Source organism: Thiobacillus denitrificans ATCC 25259 (assembly GCF_000012745.1).
Taxonomy (GTDB): Bacteria; Pseudomonadota; Gammaproteobacteria; order Burkholderiales; family Thiobacillaceae; genus Thiobacillus; species Thiobacillus denitrificans_B.
Map to the genome: position 1 here is coordinate 290,518 of NC_007404.1, position 16,466 is coordinate 306,983.

Consider the following 16,466-nt stretch of genomic DNA (forward strand, 5'->3'; position numbering starts at 1 on the left):
ATTTGGTCGACTATTAGTAGTCTATGGACTTCTAATGGAGTGATGCATGAGCACCGACACCCTGCCGTCCGACCCCAAACCGCTGATGCGCTCGATCATCCAGCGCATCGCCACCGGCCCCGACCTGTCCAAGGACATCAGCCGCACCGAGGCGCACCTCGGCACCAAGGCGATCATCGACAACCTCATCGACCCGGTGCAGGTCGGCATCTACTTCATCGCGCTGCGCATGAAGCGCGAGACGCAGGATGAAAACCGCGGCGTGCTCGACGCCGTGCTCGAGACGACCCGCCGCGTGACGGCCGAAGTCGACGAAGTGGTCGACATCGGCGACCCGTACGACGGCTACAACCGCTGCCTGCCGGCCGCGCCCTTCCTCGGCCCGCTGCTGGCCGAGTTCGGCGTGCACGTCGTCAGCCACGGCCTCGACAAGGTCGGCCCCAAGTACGGCGTCACCGTGCGTCACGTGCTCGAGGCCGCCGGCGTGCCGGTCGACCTCGGCCCGGCCGAGGCCGCGGCGCGGTTGGCCGACCCGGCGCTCGGCTGGGCCTACCTCGACCAGGCGCAGTCCAACCCCGGCCTGCACAACCTCACGACCCTGCGCGCACAGATGATCAAGCGCCAGGTGCTGACCACGGTCGAGGTGCTGTCGAAACCGATCCAAGGCAGGAAGAAAACCCATTTCGTCACCGGCTACGTGCACAAGCCGTATCCGCCGGTGTACGCCGACCTCGCGCGCGAGGCCGGCTTCGACACCGCCTGCATCGTGCGCGGCGTCGAAGGCGGCGTGATTCCCTCGCTGCGCCAGATCGGCAAATACTTCCACTATCACGACCGCGGCGCCGAGATCGAGGCGGTGATCGACCCGGTCGCGCTCGGCATCGACCAGCCGGTGCGCGCGGTGCCATTGCCCGGCTCCGTCGCCGGCGAAGCGGGCGAGGACGAGATCGTCGCCGCGATCGACCTCAAGGCCGCGGCGCACGCCGCCGCCGAGGCCGGCATCCTCGCGCTGAAGGGTGACAAGGGGCCGACCTACGATTCGCTGGTGCTGGCGGGCTCGATCGTATTGCACCACATCGGCCGCGCGGCAAGCGTCGCCGACGCCGCGACGCAGATCCGCGCCGTGCTCGATTCCGGCCGCGCCGTCGTCAGGGTCAAGTGATGAGCGGATTCGTCGCCATCGCCGCCGCCGACGAGTTGAAGCCGGCGCAGATGAAGCGCGTCGTCGTCGACGGCAGGAAACTGCTGCTGTGCAATTCGAACGGCACGCATTACGTCGTCGACGAGATGTGCAGCCACGAGGACTACTCGCTGTATCTGGGCTGCATCAAGGACGGCAAGATCAAGTGCTCGTTGCACGGCAGCTACTTCGATCTCGTCACCGGCCAGCCGACCTGCGAGCCCGCCGACGAGCCGATCAAGACCTACGAGGTGAAGGTCGAGGGCGGCCAGGTCTGGGTGAAGGTCTGATCATTTTCTAAGTTGATCGCGGATCACCCGGACCAGGTCGGGGTGATCGAACTCGCGCCCGCCGATCGCGCGGGCGACGATGCGACCGCGCGGGTCGACCAGGTAGGTGGTCGGCAGGCCGGCCACCTTCCACGCCTGCATCGCTCGGCTGGTGGTGTCGAGCAGGATGGGAAAGCTGGGAACCGCCCCGAGCTGGCTGGTGAACGCCTCGATGGTGTCGGCGTCCTCGCCGACGTCGACCGCCAGCACGACGAAGGGCTCGCCGGCCAGCGCCTGTTTCAGCCGCTCCATCGACGGCATTTCGCGGCGGCACGGCGGGCACCAGGTCGCCCAGAAATTGACCAGCACCACCTTGCCGCGCAGCTTCGCCAGATCGTGCGGCTTGCCGTCGAGGTCGGTGAGCTTCAAGGCGGGCGCGGGCTTCGGCGCCTGCATGGTTAGGCTGTGCGCCAGCGGCGGCAGGTCGGCCGCCGTGGCGGGCGGCGCGAGGCCCAGTACGGTGAGGCCCAGCACAGCGAAGCTGGCGGCGAGGGGATTACGAAGCGTCATCGGCACATTGCACCTGTTCGAGGGTTCCAGAAAGCGTCTTTCCGCCGCTGCGCCAGACGAAGCGCAGGTCGAAGCGGCCGCCGCGCGGCACGCCATAGCTCGTCATACCCTGGTTCCAGTCCCCCGGTGCAAAGCTCTGCGTGGCCGGGAACTGCGCCCAGTTGAACGCGATGCGCGCCGGCTCGGCAACGCCGGCCTGCTTCCATAGCCCTTCCCATTGCGCCTTGCTGCGGATCGCGCGCGGCGGCTGTTGCGGCAGCAGGTAGCGCCAGTCGGCCAAGCGGTGTTCGATCGGCGCCTGGCCGATGTTGCGCACCACGGTCATGAACACGCATTCGGCCACGTAGCGTTCCGCCGCCTCCGCCGAAAACCCGCGTGCCTGGTAGAACGCGCGCGCCTGGTCGGGACTGATCTGCGTCAGCCGCACCTGGATGCCATCGGTCTCGGTCTGCCAGGTCGACAACCCGGTTTCGGCGTCGACCTCGGTTTCGGTCGCGGCGAGCGCGCTCGCACTCCACGTCAGCAAGAGGGTCAGGGCGATCCGGTGCATGGGCTAAAATTCCGTTTCAACGCAGGTTCGAGCAGATTATGGCAGACCCCCTCCAGCACAAAGGCGCGGCGAAGACGTCGCGCATCCCGATCAAGATCGTGCCGCAAGAGCGGCAACGCCTGCCGCCGTGGATCCGGGCGAAGGCGCCGAGCCTACCGAACGTCGGACGGCTCAAGGGCATCCTGCGCGAAGCCAAGCTGCACACGGTGTGCGAGGAGGCGTCGTGCCCGAATCTCGGCGAGTGCTTCGGCCACGGCACGGCGACTTTCATGATCCTTGGCGACCTCTGCACGCGGCGTTGCCCGTTCTGTGACGTCGGCCACGGCACGCCCTTGCCGCCGGACGCCGACGAGCCGCGTCATCTCGCCGAAACGATCGCGCTGATGGCCTTGAAGTACGTTGTCATCACGAGCGTCGACCGCGACGACCTGCGTGACGGCGGCGCCGGGCATTTTGCCGAGTGCATCGCGGCCGTGCGCGAAAAATCGCCGGCGACGCGGATCGAGATACTGACTCCCGATTTTCGTGGCCGCCTCGACAAGGCGCTCGCGGCGCTCGACCGTGCCCCGCCCGACGTCATGAACCACAACCTCGAAACCGTGCCGCGCCTCTACAAGGCCGCGCGCCCGGGCGCCGACTACGCGCATTCGCTCAAACTGCTGCAGGATTTCAGGACGCGCCACCCCGACATCCCGACCAAGTCGGGCCTGATGCTCGGGCTGGGCGAAACCGACGACGAGATCCTCGAGGTCATGCGCGACCTGCGCGCGCACGGCGTAGACATGCTGACCCTAGGCCAGTACCTGCAGCCCTCGCGGCACCATCTGGCGGTGCTGCGCTTCGTCACCCCCGAGCGCTTTGCGCAGTTCGAGCAGGAAGCATTGGCGATGGGTTTCCGGCACGCGGCCTGCGGGCCGATGGTGCGCTCGAGCTACCACGCCGACCAGCAGGCCGCCGCGGCAGCGGCAGGTTAGGCCGGGTCGGCCGCCGGCGCGGGGCGGCGGCGCGCCAGCGCGAGTGCTGCGCCGCCGAGCAGCACGAGTCCCCAGATCGAAGGCTCGGGAATAGCGTGCCGCCCGGCGCCGCCGCCATGGGGCATGCCGGCGAACGTATCGGGTGTCACGGTCTCGCGCGGCACGGTGTTGACCGAGGGGCCGGACGGCTCGCGCGATTCAGGCGGCGGTGGCATGTCGGGCGGCGGCTCGCGCGGGATTTCGGGGTCGCGTGAGTTGGTCGTGGTCGGTGGGGGGAGGACGTTCACCTCCGGCCGGCCGGGGCCGTTCGGACCGGCAGGTGCTTGGGGCGGCAGCGGTGACGGCGCCGCTTCCGGCGGCATCGGCATCGGTGCGAGCGGGCGCCGGGGCGCAGGCTCCGTAGGGGCGCCGGGTGCACCGCCTGTGTGCCCGGGGAACGCGAACCCGGGCGGCGGCGACGCGGGTGGCAAGGCGTACGGCGCGGGCTCCGTCAGCGCGACGATCAGGGTCTGGCCGTCGTGTTCGATCGGGATCACGTCGGGCCCGGCGGTCGCGGGACTCGCGGCCTGTGAGGGTCGGGCCTTTGCGGCCGGACGCTGGGGCTTGGATTCGTCCGGCACGTCGAGCGCGGTCCCGACCACGACGCTTCCGACTAGGGCTGCCGTGACGGCCGCCCCGGCGACGATCGTGCCCGCCGGAGTGAGAAGCGTGGAGATCAGCATTGCGAGCATGCCGGCGCGGCGCGCGCGACGACGGGATGCGGTTTTTTTATCGGTTTTGTTTTGCATACGTGGCGTCCTCGAGCTTCCGAGTACGTCGTTGCAATTCGCGTTCCAAAGGCGGCCCGGCGCGGTGCGCCGCGGAAAACCGGGCTTTGCCGCCGCGACGGCAAGTCAGGCCTGTGCTGGAATCGTCGCTATCGTCTGTCGATCGACAGTTATTTGAGCAGGCGCCGGCGTGTCAGCGCGAGCGCGACGACGTAGCCGACCGTGCCGTAGCCCAGCAGCGCGAGCGTATGCAGGACGATGTCGTCCGGCCGGTTGCCGGCCACGAGCGGGCGCGCGAGGTCGATCGCATGGGTCAGCGGCAGCCAAGCCGACACCGCCTGCAGCGCCGGTGGCAGTTGCGAGACGGGGAAGAAGACGCCGCACAGCAGCACCATCGGCGTGATCACGAGCGTGAAGTAATAAAGGAAGAAATCGTAGCTCGGCGAGACCGCGTTCATGACCAGCCCCATGCCGCCGAAGCAGAAGCCGACCAGCGCGACCACGGGGATGATCCATAGCGTCATCCAGAAGTGGCCGTAAAGGCCCAGGCCCCAGATCACCGCGAGGATCGCGAGGCCGGACAGCAGACTTTTTGCCACCGCCCAGCTCAGCTCGCCGAGCATCACGTCGTCGAGCGTGAGCGGCGCATTCATGATCGCGTCCCAGGTGCGTTGCACGTGCATGCGCGAAAAGCCCGAGTACAAGACCTCGAAGGTCGCCGCGTTCATCGTGCTATAGGCGACCGTGCCGGCGGCGAGGAAGGTCAGGTAGGGCATGCCGCCGACGTCGGGTAGCAGGCGGCCGAGTCCGTAGCCGAGGCCGAGCATGTAGAGCATCGGGTCGGCGAGATTGCCGAGGATCGACGGAATCGCGAGCTTTCGCCAGACCAGGTAATTGCGCTGCCATACCGGAATGAAGCGCCACGACAGACGCGGAAGGCGCAGATGACTAGTCACGCAGATCCCTCCCCGTGAGCTTGAGAAACACGTCCTCGAGGTTCGAGGGGCGGTGCAGGTAGCGCAGCGCGGGCGCCTGCTTGAGTTCGGCGATCACGCGTTCGCCTTCGTCCGTATAACAGAAGAGCGTCTCGCCGACGGTTTCGAAGCGTTGGCACACGGCGCCAGCGCGTTCGCGCGTCCAGTCTTCGAGGCCCTCGCCGAAAATCTCGACGACCGCCGGCTCGATGTGCGATTCGATGAGTTCGCGTGGCGCGCCCTCGGTCATGACGCGGCCGTGGTCGAGGATCGCGAGGCGGTCGGTCAGGCGCTCGGCCTCGTCCATGAAGTGCGTCGTCAGCACGATGGTCTTGCCGGCATTGGTCAGGCGCCGCAGGCCCTGCCAGATCAGATGGCGCGCCTGCGGGTCGAGCCCGGTCGTCGGCTCGTCGAGAAACAGGATGTCCGGGTCGTGCACGAGCGCGCGGGCGAGCGTGAGCCGGCGTTTCATCCCGCCCGAGAGCTGCACGATGCGGGCGTCGGCCTTGTTCGCGAGGCCGGCGAGTTCGAGCAGCTCGGGCACGCGCGCCGCGATCGCGGCTTTGCTCATGCCGAAGTAGCGCCCGTAGGCGAGCAGGTTTTCGCGGACCGAAAAGTCCGGATCGAGATTGTCCATCTGCGGCACCACGCCGACTTTCATCCGCGCCTCGCGTGCATGTGCGGGCACCGCGAAGCCGGCAAGCTCGATGCTGCCGCCGTCGGGTGTGATGAGGCCGAGGAGCAGCCGCAGGGTCGTCGTTTTGCCCGCGCCGTTCGGCCCGAGCAGGCCGAAACATTCGCCGCGCCGTACGTGCAGGTCGAGGCCGCGCACGACTTCGACGTCGCCGTAGCGCTTGGTCAGGCCGTGGACCTTCAGCACGGGCAGGCCTCGAGAAAAGCCTGTTTGAGTTCCTTGAGCTTGCCGTGGAAGAAATGCCCCGCGTCGGGGATCGCCTTGGTCGTCAGCTGCTGTTTCTCGGCCCACAGGCGGATCGCGGGTGGCGGGATCAGCTCGTCGGCCTCGCCGAAGATCACGACCGTATCGGCCGGCACCGCGTCGAACTCGTACATCGTCACCGCCGGCGCGACCAGAATCAGGCGTTTCGCCGGCAATTCCTGGCGCAGCCGATGCTGCACGAAGGCGCCGAAGGAGAAACCGGCGAGCGCCCAGGGCAGGCCCGGGTAGCTCGCTTCGACGAAGCGGGCGACGGCCAGCAGGTCATCGGTTTCGCCCATCCCGGCGTCGAAGGCGCCGTCGCTCATGCCGACGCCACGGAAGTTCGGCCGCACGCTGACCCATCCCGCCTCGTTCGCCGCCTTGGCCAGCGTCGTCACGACCTTGTTGTCGAGGCTGCCGCCGTGCAGCGGATGGGGGTGGGCGACGAGCAGCAGCCCCTGGCGATTGTTTTCCGGGTCGTCGATGACCGTTTCCAGCCTGCCCGCAGGCGCCGGAATACGCAGCTTGTAGCGTTTCACCTGAGCCGCAGGCGCTCGACGATCCGCCCTTCCTTGAGGTGGGCCTCGAAGATCTCGTCGATGTCGCTCTCGTCGACGTAGGTGTACCAGACGCCTTCGGGATAGACGACGAGGACCGGCCCCTCGTCGCAGCGGTCCATGCAACCGGCGGTGTTGATGCGGCATTTGCCTTCGCCGTTCAGGTTGGCCTGCTTGATCTTCTTCTTCAGGTAGTCGCGCATGTGCTGGCCGCCGGCGGCGCCGCAGCATTTGGCCCCATCGTCGCGCTGGTTGGTGCAGAAAAAGACGTGGTGCTTGAAGTATGGGTCAGTCATTCCGAAAAGTCCGAATCCCCAGGAGGGCATGAATGTTTGAGGGCGTTGCCGTAGGCCTTGTCGACCGGATATTTGCGCGCGTTGAGCGCGAGCTTGTCGGCGGCTGCCTCGAGCAGGTCGATTTCGAGGACATCCGCGAGCCGCGTCAGGTAGATGAGCACGTCGGCAATCTCCTGCCGCACCGCTTCGTGCTGCTCGGCGCCGAGTTCCCGGCTTTCCTCGGGCGTGAGCCACTGGAAGGGCTCGAGCAGTTCCGCGGCTTCCACCGACAGCGCCATCGCCAGGTTCTTCGGCGTATGGTAGCGGTCCCATGCCCGCGCCTGCGCGAACTCGTGAATGCGCCGGCGCAGCGTGTCGAGGTCGTCGATGTCGTGTTCAGGCATGGGCAGCATGATACCGCGCCGGACGGCGGGCTCACGACACTGCTGTCGAGGCGCCGACGCCGCCCGTCGCGTGCCGAGGCAGCCGGCCTTGTTCGTAGGGGCTTCCTGTGCTGGTCCGTGGTTTGCTAGCAGCCTCTTCCACAAACACCAGTTTTTTTTAATTCGCTGGTGCATAATGCCGGCGAATTAATACCTACAACGGGGATGGAGATGATCACGATCAAAAAGCACCTCTCGCGCGCGAGCCTGCTGCTCGCAGTGGTCGCCGTCGCGGGATGCTCGGGTACGCCGACATACCCGCCTGCGCCCGAGCGCACCGGGCAGTACGACTGGAATTACCTGGTCGGCCCGGGCGATTCGGTCAACGTCTTCGTATGGCGCAACCCCGAAGTCTCGGGCACCTTCCCGGTGCGTCCAGACGGCAAAATGACCATGAACCTCGTCGAGGATCTGCAGGCGTCCGGCAAGACGCCGACGCAGCTCGCGCGGGACATCGAAAAGGCGCTCGGCAAGTACATCCAGGAACCGATCGTCACTGTCATCGTCGGCGGCGGCATCGGGCCGTTCGACCAGCAGATCCGCGTGGTCGGCGAAGCCGCCAAGCCCCAGGCGCTCAATTACCGCGAGAAGATGAGCCTCGTCGACCTCATGATCGCGGTCGGCGGACTCACCGATTTCGCTGCCGGCAACAAGGCCTACATCCTCCGCACCGTCGACGGCAAGCAGGAGCGCCTCGGCGTCCGTCTCGAAGATCTGCTGCGCGGCGGCGACGTCTCCGCAAACGTCGACATGCGCCCCGGCGATGTCCTCGTCGTGCCTGAAAGCCTGTTCTAAACGTGTCCGCGCCGCTCGCGCGGCGCTCGTGCCCGAGCCCACGCTGGCCGGCGCTTTTTGATGGCTGAGGGTCCTGCGTATGGATCAAGTTTTGCAGCAAGTTCTCGGCTACGCCAAGGCGGCGTGGCAACGCCGCTGGTGGGGCATCGCGGTGGCCTGGCTCGTATGTATCGTCGGCTGGACCTGGGTCATGATCATCCCGGACCGCTACCAGGCGTCGGCGCGCGTCTACGTCGACACGCAAACCCTCCTCAAGCCGCTGTTGTCGGGGCTTGCTGCCGAGCCCAACGTCGAGCAGCAGATCAAGCTCATGACGCGCCAGCTGGTCAGCCGGCCGACGCTGGAGAAGGTCGCGCGGATGACCGATCTCGACGTGAGAGCCAACTCGCCCGAGCAGACCGAGGCGATGCTCAACGGGCTCGCGAGCAAGATCTCGATCGCCGACGCTGGGCGCGAGAACCTCTACACGATCAGCTACCAGGACGCGAACGGCGAACTCGCCAAGAAGGTCGTGCAGTCGCTGCTCACGATCTTCGTCGAGTCGAGTCTCGGCAAGACGCGGCAGGACATTTCGAGCTCGCAGCGCTTCATCGAGGAGCAACTGCAGCAATATCAGCAGAAGCTGACCGACGCCGAGAACGCGCTCAAGGAATTCAAGCAGAAGAACATCGGCATGATGCCGGGGCAGGGTGGTGACTACTACGCCAAGCTCGCCGAGGCGAGCGCCCAGTTGCGCCAGGCGCAACTCGACCAGCAGGAGGCGGTCAACCGCCGCAACCAGCTCAAGCGCCAGCTGGCCGATGAGGAGCCCGAGCTGACCGCGGCCGCCGCGGCCGTGGCGACCGACAGCGAAATCGACGGGCGGATCCAGGCCCTGCAGAAGCAGATGGACCAGTTGCGTCTGCAATACACCGAGCTGCATCCCGACATCCAGGCGACCAAGCGCCTGATCGAAAAGCTCGAGGCGCAGAAGAAGGCCGATCTCGCGCAGAAGAAGGCCGATCCGGCCGGTGCGCGTATCCAGAACCCGGTTTATCAGCAGCTCACGATCGCGATCGCCGAAGCCGACGCGACGGTGGCGTCGCTGAGCGCGCGCGTGGCCGAGTACCAGCGGCGCTACGGCGAATTGCGCAACGCCTCCAACATGATTCCGCAGGTCGAGCAGGAATACACCCAGCTGATGCGCGACTATGACGTCTATCGCCAGAACTACGACGCGCTGCTGAAGCGCCGCGAGTCGGTGACGATGTCGGGCGAAGTCGAGAGCAAGACCGATACCGTCGATTTCCGGGTCATCGATCCGCCCTTCGTGCCGAGCCAGCCGGCCTGGCCGAATCGCCCGCTGCTGCTGTCGCTGGTCACGCTGGGCGGCCTCGGAGCGGGTATCGCGGTGTCCTTCCTCTTGAGCCAGCTGCGGCGCACGGTCACCGACCGTCGCGTGCTGCGCGAGCTGACCGGCCTGCCGCTGCTCGGCGCGGTCTCGCGCGTCGAGACCGAGCAGTCTCGGCGTCGCCGGCGCAAGGGCCTGCTGACCTATCTGGCCGCGCTCGGTAGCCTGATTGCGGCTTACGGTGCGGTGATGGTCCTGCAGCTTGTCGTGACGCGCGCGGGTTAGGAGGGAGCATGAGCATTATCGAAAAAGCCGCCGGCAAGATTGGCGGGGGCGCCCCGACCGGCGCGCAGGACGCCAACCTGATCGAAGGCGCGATGGCCAAGCAGCGCAGCAGCAGTCACGCCAATCCCTTCGTCGCCACGCCGGTCGAGCCGATGTTCAGCACGCCTGACCCCGATCCGACGCTCGAGGGCAACAGCCAGGTGCAGTCGATCAACCTCGCGCGGCTGCACCGCATGGGCGTCGTCTCGCCCGATGCGGAAAAAAGCCAGATCGCCGAGGAGTTCCGCATCATCAAGCGGCCGCTCATCGCGAATGCCTTTGGACAGGGCGCCGCGCGCGTCAAGAACGGCAACCTCATCATGGTGACGAGCTCGCTGCCGGGCGAGGGCAAGAGCTTCTGCGCGATCAATCTCGCGATCTCGATGGCGATGGAGATGGACCGCACCGTGCTGTTGATCGACGCCGACGTCGCCAAGCCGCGCGTGCCCGAGTATCTCGGCATCCATGCCGACAAGGGCCTGCTCGACGTGCTGCAGGACAAGGATCTCAAGTTGTCCGACGTGCTGATCAAGACCGACATCGCCAAGCTGACCGTGCTGCCGGCCGGCCGCACCTACAAGCGCGCGACCGAATTGCTCGCGAGCGCGGCGATGACCCGTCTGGTCGAGGACATCGGCAACCGCTATCCCGACCGCATCATTCTCTTCGACTCGCCGCCGCTGCTCGCGACCAGCGAATCGAGCGTGCTCGCTACCCACATGGGACAGATCGTCATGGTCGTCGAAGCGGAAAAGACCTCGCAGGAGGCCGTGCGCGAAGCGCTGAGCCACATCCAGTCCTGCGAAGTGATCGGGATGCTCCTCAACAAGACCACGCCGACCCCGGGTGCCGATTACTACTATGGCTACTATGGCAGCTACGGCAAATAAGCGTCGCTGCCGGGGCCGGCAGGGAGGCGCGCCGCGGGCGAGCCGCGTATGGCTTTGGTCGGCGTGTCTCGCGTTGGGCCACGCGCCGTCGAGCCATGCCATAGACTGGCGCTTCGAGCCGACGCTGACCACGGCGGCGACCTATACCGACAACGCCAATCAAAGCGCGACCGATCCCGACAACGCGCTGATCCTCAGCGGCACGCCTGGCTTCACGCTGCGCTCGGAAGGCTCGCGTCGGGTTCAGGCGTCGCTGCACTACGGGGCGACCGCCGTCATGCGCTTCGGCGACGACGAGAGCGACGACCTCTATCACAACCTCAACGCCGTCGGTAAAGCCGAACTCGTCGAGGATTTCCTGTTCGTCGATGGCACCGCCCGTGTGTCGCAGGAACTGATCTCGCTGCTCGGCTCGCCCGCCGACGCCGAAGTCAACGACGCCAACCGCGCGACCGTCGGCGCCTATTCGATCAGCCCCTACGTGCAGAAGCGCCTCGGCACCTGGGCCTACGCGCAGGCACGCTATACGAAGAGCGGGGCGATGTTCGAGAACGACGTCGCGGCCGATTCGAACTCGAACGCGTTCAAGGCGAGCCTGAGCAGCGGCACGCGCTTCGACGACCTGAGCTGGTCGCTCGACTACTCGATCCGCGAGACCGACTATCGCGACAGCGCCGACACGACCTTCGAACGCACGAGCGCGACGCTCGGCTATGCGTTGTCACGCAAGTTCCGCGTGTTCGGCACGGTCGGCGAGGACAGCAACGAATACCTGAGCGCGACTGACACCGACGGCTCGTTCTATCGCGTCGGTTTCGGCTGGGCACCGACGCGCCGGACCAGCTTCGAAGCCTCGGCAGGCGAGAGCTACTTCGGTCCGACCTTCGGTCTTTCGGCGAGCCACCGGACGCGGGACACACGCTGGGACCTGCGTTACTCGGAGGATGTGAGCGATATTTCGCGGATGGTGACCGATTACAGCAATTTGCAGGCGGTGAACGCGTCCTGCCCGGCCGGGACGGTACTTCCCGAGACCCCTAACCTACTTGATCTCATCAACGCGCGGTGCGACCTGGATCTTTTCTTCGGTAGCTCGCTCGCCAACAACGTATTCATCGCCAAGCAGTTGACCGCGGGGGTGTCCTGGGACGTCGGTCTGCGCACGACGATGTCGGTGCGCCTCTCGGACCTCACCCGCGAGTTCCAGACGACCACTCAGGGCGAGGACCGCGTGCAGTCCGTCTCGGGCCTCGTCAACTATCGCCTATCGCCGAGAACATCCGCGAACGGCGGCCTTTCATTCATTCGCAACAGCCTCGATAGCACTGCCACGGGCGGCGCCGCGCGCGAGGACGACATCATGAGCTTCGATCTCGGCCTCAACCATCGCTTCACCGAGCAGTTCAACGGTGCGCTGACCTACCGTCATATCGAGCGCGACTCCAACGCGGCGAGCGCGGATTATGAAGAAAACCGCATCACGGCCTCGGTCACCATGCGCTTCTGACCGCGGCCCGACTGGTACCCGCGTGCTGCGCTTCCCCGCACGCGCCGGAGTGCCTCACTGAGAAACCGATCGCGATGTACGAAGACTATTACCGCTTCAGCGCCAAGCCCTTTCAGCTCAATCCCGATCCGCGGTTTTTTTACGGCTCCAAGGGGCACAAGCGGGCGATGGCCTATCTCGACTACGGCCTCTCGCTCGGCGAGGGCTTCATCGTCATCACGGGCGAGGTCGGCGCCGGCAAGACGACGCTCGTGCGCAACCTGTTCCGTCAGCTCGAGGCACACAACCTCGTCGCCGCGCAGCTCGTCTCCACGCAGCTCGACGCCGAGGACACGCTGCGCAGCGTCGCCGCCTCGTTCGGGCTCGAGCACGAGGGGCTCACCAAGTCGGCGCTGCTGAAGAATCTCGAAAGTTTTCTCGCCGCGGCGGCGCGCCAGGGAAAGCGCGCGCTGCTCGTCGTCGACGAAGCGCAGAACCTCACGCCGCGCGCGGTCGAGGAATTGCGCATGCTGTCCAATTTCCAGAACGACGAACGCTCGCTGATCCAGACCTTTTTGCTCGGGCAGCCCGAGTTTCGCGGCATACTGCAGAGCCCGGACATGCAGCAGCTGCGTCAGCGCGTCGTCGCCTCGTATCACCTGGGGCCGCTCGACGCGGACGAGACGCGCGGCTACATCGAGCACCGGCTGCGCACGGTGGGGTGGCAAGGCATGCCGGGCTTCGACGACGACGCGTTTGCCGCCCTGCATCGCTTCAGCGGCGGCATCCCGCGCCGGCTCAACACGACCTGCGACCGCCTGCTCCTGTTCGGCTTCCTCGAGGAAAAGCGCCATTTCGGCGAGGCCGAGGTCGACGAGGTGATCGCCGACCTCAGGAGCGAAGTCGCCCACCAGGACTTCGACCGCGGCGCCAAGCCCGACGCGCGTGCGGCTGATGCCTTCTATGCCGAGGACGGCGGGCGGCTCGCCCAGCGCATCGAACAGCTCGAGCGCTCGGTCAATCGCATCCTCCCGATCGTGCGCAAGATCCTCTACACCGTGAGCGAGCGCGAGGCGGCGAACGACGACACGCCGCCGGGCCCGCACGACCCCGCGCGCTGAAGGGCGTGATCCCCCAATGACCCAGATTCTGTGCGTCGCGGGCGCCCGCCCCAATTTCATGAAAATCGCGCCGGTCATGGCGGCGCTCGCCGAAGCCGGCATCGCCGCGCAGTTGCTCCATACTGGCCAGCACTACGACGCGGCCATGAGTGAGGGCTTCTTCGCCGACCTCGGCATTCCGCAGCCCGACCATCATCTCGAAGTCGGCTCGGGCAGCCACGCCGTGCAGACGGCCGAGGTCATGAAGCGCTTCGAACCCGTGCTTGAACGCGTCCAGCCGCAGGCCGTGCTGGTCGTCGGCGACGTCAACTCGACGCTGGCCTGCGCGCTCGTCGCGGCCAAGCGCGGCGTGCGCGTGATTCACGTCGAAGCGGGCCTGCGCAGCTACGATCGGGCCATGCCCGAGGAAATCAACCGCGTGCTGACCGACCAGATTTCGGACCTGCTGTTCACGACCGAGAAGAGCGCGCTCGCGAATCTGCAGCGCGAGGGGATCGACGCCGCGCGCGTCGAATTCGTCGGCAACGTCATGATCGATACGCTGTACCGCAACCTCGAACGTGCGGTGCCCGCGTCGGGCACGCTCGGCGCGCCGCTCGCGGACTACGCCGTCCTGACCCTGCACCGACCGTCCAACGTCGATCACGCGGCGACACTCGCGGCCTTGCTCGACGTCGTCGCCGAGATCAATCGCACGCTGCCGGTGGTCGTCCCGCTGCATCCGCGCACGCGCGGCAGCATCGAGAAATTCGGCTTCACCTCGAAGCTCGACGGGCTCCGGGTCCTGCCGCCGCTCGGCTACCTGGAGATGCTCGGGCTCATGCGCGAAGCGAAACTCGTGTTGACCGATTCGGGCGGCATCCAGGAAGAAACGACCGCGCTCGGCGTCCCCTGTTTGACGCTGCGCACGAGCACCGAGCGGCCGATCACGATAGACGAGGGCACCAATACGCTCGTCGGACCCGATCCCGCCGCGATTCGCGCCGCCTTCGCCGACGTGATCGCGGGACGTGGCAAGGCCGGCCGCATTCCCGAGTACTGGGACGGCCGCGCTGCGAGGCGCATCGCGCACCATCTGCAGGGCTGGCTGCCGCAGCAGAAAGGCGTGCGCGCGGGGGGTGTCGGCCGATGAAGAACGCCCTGTCGGTCGACGTCGAGGATTACTTTCAGGTATCGGCGTTCGCGCCGCACATTCCGCGCGAGCAATGGAACACGCTGCCGTGCCGAGTCGAACGCAACGTCGATCTGATCCTCGACCTCTTCGACGAGAGCCGGTCGAAGGCGACCTTCTTCACGCTCGGCTGGATCGCAGAGCGTTATCCGCAGGTGGTGCGCCGCATCGTCGACAACGGCCACGAACTCGCGAGCCATGGCTACGGACACGAGCGCGCGAGCGACCTTACGCCGGCCGCGTTTCGCGAGGACATCACGCGCGCCAAGCGTATCCTCGAGGACCTCGGCGGGGTCGCCGTGCGCGGCTACCGCGCGCCGAGTTTCTCGATCGACCATCGCAACTGGTGGGCGGTCGCCGAACTCGAAGAGGCCGGTTACGTCTACAGCTCGAGCATCTATCCGGTGCGGCACGACCATTACGGCATGCCCGACGCGCCGCGTTTCCCGCATCGCCCGAACGGCGAGCGCGGCATTCTCGAGGTCCCGCCGACGACGCTGCCGCTCTTCGGCCGCAACCTGCCTGCAGCCGGAGGGGGCTGGTTTCGCCTGCTGCCCTACGAGATGTCGCGCTGGATGCTCAAGCGCGTCAACGCCCGCGACGGCGCGCCGTGCATGTTCTACTTCCACCCCTGGGAAGTCGACCCCGAGCAGCCGCGCCCGTCCGGCGTGTCGATGAAGGCGCGCTTCCGCCACTACGTCAATCTACAGCGCACCGCGGGCCGCCTGCGCCGCCTGCTGAACGACTTCGAATGGGACCGCGTTGACCGCGTGTTCCTTGGCGAGCCGTGAACAGCCGCGCGCAACCCTTCGTGCACGAGGCAGCCGCGCTCTCGGTACGCACCCTCGACGCGGCCGAAGCCGCGCGCTGGGACACCTACGTCGCGGCGCATCCGGGCGCGACCTTCTTCCATCGTGCCGGCTGGAAGCGCGTGATCGAGGACGCCTTCGCGCACCGGACGCATTTCCTGCTCGCCGAGCGCGCGGGGGAAATCGTCGGCGTGCTGCCGCTGGCCGAGATCAAGAGCCGCCTCTTCGGACACAGCCTGGGCTCGCTGCCGTTCTGCGCCTACGGCGGCATTCTTGCCGACGACGACGAAGCGGCGCGCGCGCTCGATGCCGCGGCGCAGGCGCTCGCGACGCGGCTCGGCGTCGGCGCGCTCGAATACCGCAACCAGGTCGCGCAGCATCCCGACTGGCCGACCAAGGATCTCTACGTCACGTTCAAGAAGGCGATCGCGCCCGAGGTCGAGGCGAACATGAACGCGATCCCTCGCAAACAGCGCGCGATGGTGCGAAAGGGCATCAAGGCAGGTCTCGTCGGCGAGATCGACGGCGATACGAGGCGCTTCTTCGAGGCCTATTCGGCGAGCGTGCACCGCCTCGGTACGCCGGTCTTTTCGCGCCGCTTCTTTCGGCTGCTCAAGGACGCGTTCGGCGACGATTGCGAAGTGCTGACGATCACGCTCAAGGGTGAGGTGATCGCGAGCGTGATCTCGTTCTATTTCCGCGACGAAGTGCTGCCGTATTACGGCGGCGGCACCGACGCCGCGCGTGCCGTCGCCGGCAACGACTTCATGTACTGGGACCTGATGCGCCGGGCCTGCGAACGTGGGCTCAAGGTCTTCGACTTCGGTCGCAGCAAGCGCGGCACCGGCGCCTTCGATTTCAAGAAGAACTGGGGCTTCGAGCCGACGCCGCTGCATTACGAGTATTTCCTCGTCGCGGATTCGACCGTTCCCGAGATCAACCCGCTCAATCCGAAATACCGTCTTTTCATCGAGGCCTGGAAGCGGATGCCGCGTGCGCTCGCCAACGCGATCGGCCCCCATATCGTGAAGAACCTGGGCTAGG

The 16,466-nt window shown here is 66.6% G+C and carries 19 protein-coding genes; 11 read left to right on the forward strand and 8 right to left on the reverse strand.

Annotated elements, in window-relative coordinates:
* Positions 1 to 46 precede the first annotated feature (46 nt).
* The gene (locus tag TBD_RS01350) at positions 47 to 1,162 is read left to right on the forward strand and encodes an anthranilate phosphoribosyltransferase (RefSeq protein WP_011310783.1); all 1,116 of its coding nucleotides are present in this window, start codon (positions 47 to 49) and stop codon (positions 1,160 to 1,162) included.
* The gene (locus tag TBD_RS01355) at positions 1,162 to 1,470 is read left to right on the forward strand and encodes a non-heme iron oxygenase ferredoxin subunit (protein ID WP_011310784.1); all 309 of its coding nucleotides are present in this window, start codon (positions 1,162 to 1,164) and stop codon (positions 1,468 to 1,470) included. The genes TBD_RS01350 and TBD_RS01355 overlap by 1 nt, the downstream gene beginning before the upstream one ends.
* Here TBD_RS01355 and TBD_RS01360 read toward each other — a convergent pair whose 3' ends face one another.
* Both TBD_RS01360 and TBD_RS01365 read right to left on the reverse strand, forming a co-directional pair.
* Complete coding sequence (locus tag TBD_RS01360) at positions 1,471 to 2,019, reverse strand: TlpA family protein disulfide reductase (RefSeq protein WP_011310785.1); 549 nt, start codon at positions 2,017 to 2,019, stop codon at positions 1,471 to 1,473. It lies immediately after the preceding gene.
* The gene (locus TBD_RS01365; RefSeq protein ID WP_011310786.1) at positions 2,006 to 2,569 is read right to left on the reverse strand and encodes a hypothetical protein; all 564 of its coding nucleotides are present in this window, start codon (positions 2,567 to 2,569) and stop codon (positions 2,006 to 2,008) included. Before TBD_RS01365 ends, TBD_RS01360 begins: the two co-directional genes overlap by 14 nt.
* A 38-nt stretch (positions 2,570 to 2,607) precedes the next feature.
* Between TBD_RS01365 and lipA the strand changes: the two genes are divergently transcribed.
* Entirely contained in the window at positions 2,608 to 3,543 is a 936-nt protein-coding gene (gene lipA, locus TBD_RS01370) for a lipoyl synthase (protein WP_011310787.1), read from the forward strand.
* Here lipA and TBD_RS01375 read toward each other — a convergent pair.
* From TBD_RS01375 to TBD_RS01400, 6 genes are all read right to left on the reverse strand, one after another.
* Positions 3,540 to 4,331 carry a PEP-CTERM sorting domain-containing protein gene (locus tag TBD_RS01375; RefSeq protein WP_011310788.1) on the reverse strand — a complete coding sequence of 264 codons (792 nt, stop codon included), beginning with the start codon at positions 4,329 to 4,331 and terminating at the stop codon, positions 3,540 to 3,542. The genes lipA and TBD_RS01375 overlap by 4 nt on opposite strands.
* A gap of 149 nt (positions 4,332 to 4,480) precedes the next feature.
* Positions 4,481 to 5,266, reverse strand: a complete 786-nt coding sequence (locus TBD_RS01380; RefSeq protein WP_011310789.1) for an ABC transporter permease — start codon at positions 5,264 to 5,266, stop codon at positions 4,481 to 4,483.
* Positions 5,259 to 6,164: an ATP-binding cassette domain-containing protein gene (locus tag TBD_RS01385; protein ID WP_011310790.1), complete on the reverse strand. Its 906-nt coding sequence runs from the start codon at positions 6,162 to 6,164 to the stop codon at positions 5,259 to 5,261. The genes TBD_RS01380 and TBD_RS01385 overlap by 8 nt, the downstream gene beginning before the upstream one ends.
* Positions 6,158 to 6,760 carry an alpha/beta hydrolase gene (locus TBD_RS01390; protein WP_011310791.1) on the reverse strand — a complete coding sequence of 201 codons (603 nt, stop codon included), beginning with the start codon at positions 6,758 to 6,760 and terminating at the stop codon, positions 6,158 to 6,160. Before TBD_RS01390 ends, TBD_RS01385 begins: the two co-directional genes overlap by 7 nt.
* Positions 6,757 to 7,074, reverse strand: a complete 318-nt coding sequence (locus tag TBD_RS01395) for a (2Fe-2S) ferredoxin domain-containing protein (RefSeq protein ID WP_011310792.1) — start codon at positions 7,072 to 7,074, stop codon at positions 6,757 to 6,759. The genes TBD_RS01390 and TBD_RS01395 overlap by 4 nt, the downstream gene beginning before the upstream one ends.
* Positions 7,071 to 7,466 (reverse strand): nucleotide pyrophosphohydrolase, encoded by a 396-nt coding sequence (locus TBD_RS01400; RefSeq protein ID WP_011310793.1) that lies wholly within the window; start codon positions 7,464 to 7,466, stop codon positions 7,071 to 7,073. Before TBD_RS01400 ends, TBD_RS01395 begins: the two co-directional genes overlap by 4 nt.
* 201 nt (positions 7,467 to 7,667) lie before the next feature.
* On the opposite strand from TBD_RS01400, the gene TBD_RS01405 reads away from it, so the two are divergent.
* The 8 genes from TBD_RS01405 (at position 7,668) to TBD_RS01440 (ending at position 16,465) form a co-directional block, all read left to right on the forward strand.
* Positions 7,668 to 8,291 (forward strand): XrtA/PEP-CTERM system exopolysaccharide export protein, encoded by a 624-nt coding sequence (locus TBD_RS01405; protein WP_011310794.1) that lies wholly within the window; start codon positions 7,668 to 7,670, stop codon positions 8,289 to 8,291.
* A gap of 91 nt (positions 8,292 to 8,382) precedes the next feature.
* Complete coding sequence (locus TBD_RS01410; protein WP_238376475.1) at positions 8,383 to 9,906, forward strand: XrtA system polysaccharide chain length determinant; 1,524 nt, start codon at positions 8,383 to 8,385, stop codon at positions 9,904 to 9,906.
* Positions 9,907 to 9,914: 8 nt separating this feature from the next.
* Entirely contained in the window at positions 9,915 to 10,835 is a 921-nt protein-coding gene (locus TBD_RS01415; protein WP_011310796.1) for an XrtA-associated tyrosine autokinase, read from the forward strand.
* A gap of 73 nt (positions 10,836 to 10,908) precedes the next feature.
* A complete protein-coding gene (locus tag TBD_RS01420; RefSeq protein WP_041432194.1) occupies positions 10,909 to 12,342 on the forward strand; it encodes a TIGR03016 family PEP-CTERM system-associated outer membrane protein in 1,434 nt (477 codons plus the stop codon).
* Positions 12,343 to 12,416: 74 nt separating this feature from the next.
* Positions 12,417 to 13,442 (forward strand): XrtA/PEP-CTERM system-associated ATPase, encoded by a 1,026-nt coding sequence (locus TBD_RS01425; RefSeq protein WP_011310798.1) that lies wholly within the window; start codon positions 12,417 to 12,419, stop codon positions 13,440 to 13,442.
* Between the two features lie 16 nt (positions 13,443 to 13,458).
* On the forward strand, positions 13,459 to 14,574 hold the full coding sequence (gene wecB, locus TBD_RS01430) for a non-hydrolyzing UDP-N-acetylglucosamine 2-epimerase (protein ID WP_011310799.1): 1,116 nt from the start codon (positions 13,459 to 13,461) through the stop codon (positions 14,572 to 14,574).
* The gene (locus TBD_RS01435; protein WP_011310800.1) at positions 14,571 to 15,404 is read left to right on the forward strand and encodes an XrtA system polysaccharide deacetylase; all 834 of its coding nucleotides are present in this window, start codon (positions 14,571 to 14,573) and stop codon (positions 15,402 to 15,404) included. Before wecB ends, TBD_RS01435 begins: the two co-directional genes overlap by 4 nt.
* Entirely contained in the window at positions 15,401 to 16,465 is a 1,065-nt protein-coding gene (locus TBD_RS01440; protein ID WP_011310801.1) for a FemAB family XrtA/PEP-CTERM system-associated protein, read from the forward strand. Before TBD_RS01435 ends, TBD_RS01440 begins: the two co-directional genes overlap by 4 nt.
* The last annotated feature ends 1 nt before the right edge of the window (position 16,466 follow it).

Coding starts and splice junctions, on each gene's coding strand:
- TBD_RS01360 (WP_011310785.1), bottom strand. CDS start 2,019: ATGACGCTTCGTAATCCCCTCGCCGCCAGCTTCGCTGTGCTGGGCCTC.
- wecB (WP_011310799.1), top strand. CDS start 13,459: ATGACCCAGATTCTGTGCGTCGCGGGCGCCCGCCCCAATTTCATGAAA.
- TBD_RS01375 (WP_011310788.1), bottom strand. CDS start 4,331: ATGCAAAACAAAACCGATAAAAAAACCGCATCCCGTCGTCGCGCGCGC.
- lipA (WP_011310787.1), top strand. CDS start 2,608: ATGGCAGACCCCCTCCAGCACAAAGGCGCGGCGAAGACGTCGCGCATC.
- TBD_RS01425 (WP_011310798.1), top strand. CDS start 12,417: ATGTACGAAGACTATTACCGCTTCAGCGCCAAGCCCTTTCAGCTCAAT.
- TBD_RS01435 (WP_011310800.1), top strand. CDS start 14,571: ATGAAGAACGCCCTGTCGGTCGACGTCGAGGATTACTTTCAGGTATCG.
- TBD_RS01405 (WP_011310794.1), top strand. CDS start 7,668: ATGATCACGATCAAAAAGCACCTCTCGCGCGCGAGCCTGCTGCTCGCA.
- TBD_RS01350 (WP_011310783.1), top strand. CDS start 47: ATGAGCACCGACACCCTGCCGTCCGACCCCAAACCGCTGATGCGCTCG.
- TBD_RS01395 (WP_011310792.1), bottom strand. CDS start 7,074: ATGACTGACCCATACTTCAAGCACCACGTCTTTTTCTGCACCAACCAG.
- TBD_RS01355 (WP_011310784.1), top strand. CDS start 1,162: ATGAGCGGATTCGTCGCCATCGCCGCCGCCGACGAGTTGAAGCCGGCG.
- TBD_RS01400 (WP_011310793.1), bottom strand. CDS start 7,466: ATGCTGCCCATGCCTGAACACGACATCGACGACCTCGACACGCTGCGC.
- TBD_RS01415 (WP_011310796.1), top strand. CDS start 9,915: ATGAGCATTATCGAAAAAGCCGCCGGCAAGATTGGCGGGGGCGCCCCG.
- TBD_RS01365 (WP_011310786.1), bottom strand. CDS start 2,569: ATGCACCGGATCGCCCTGACCCTCTTGCTGACGTGGAGTGCGAGCGCG.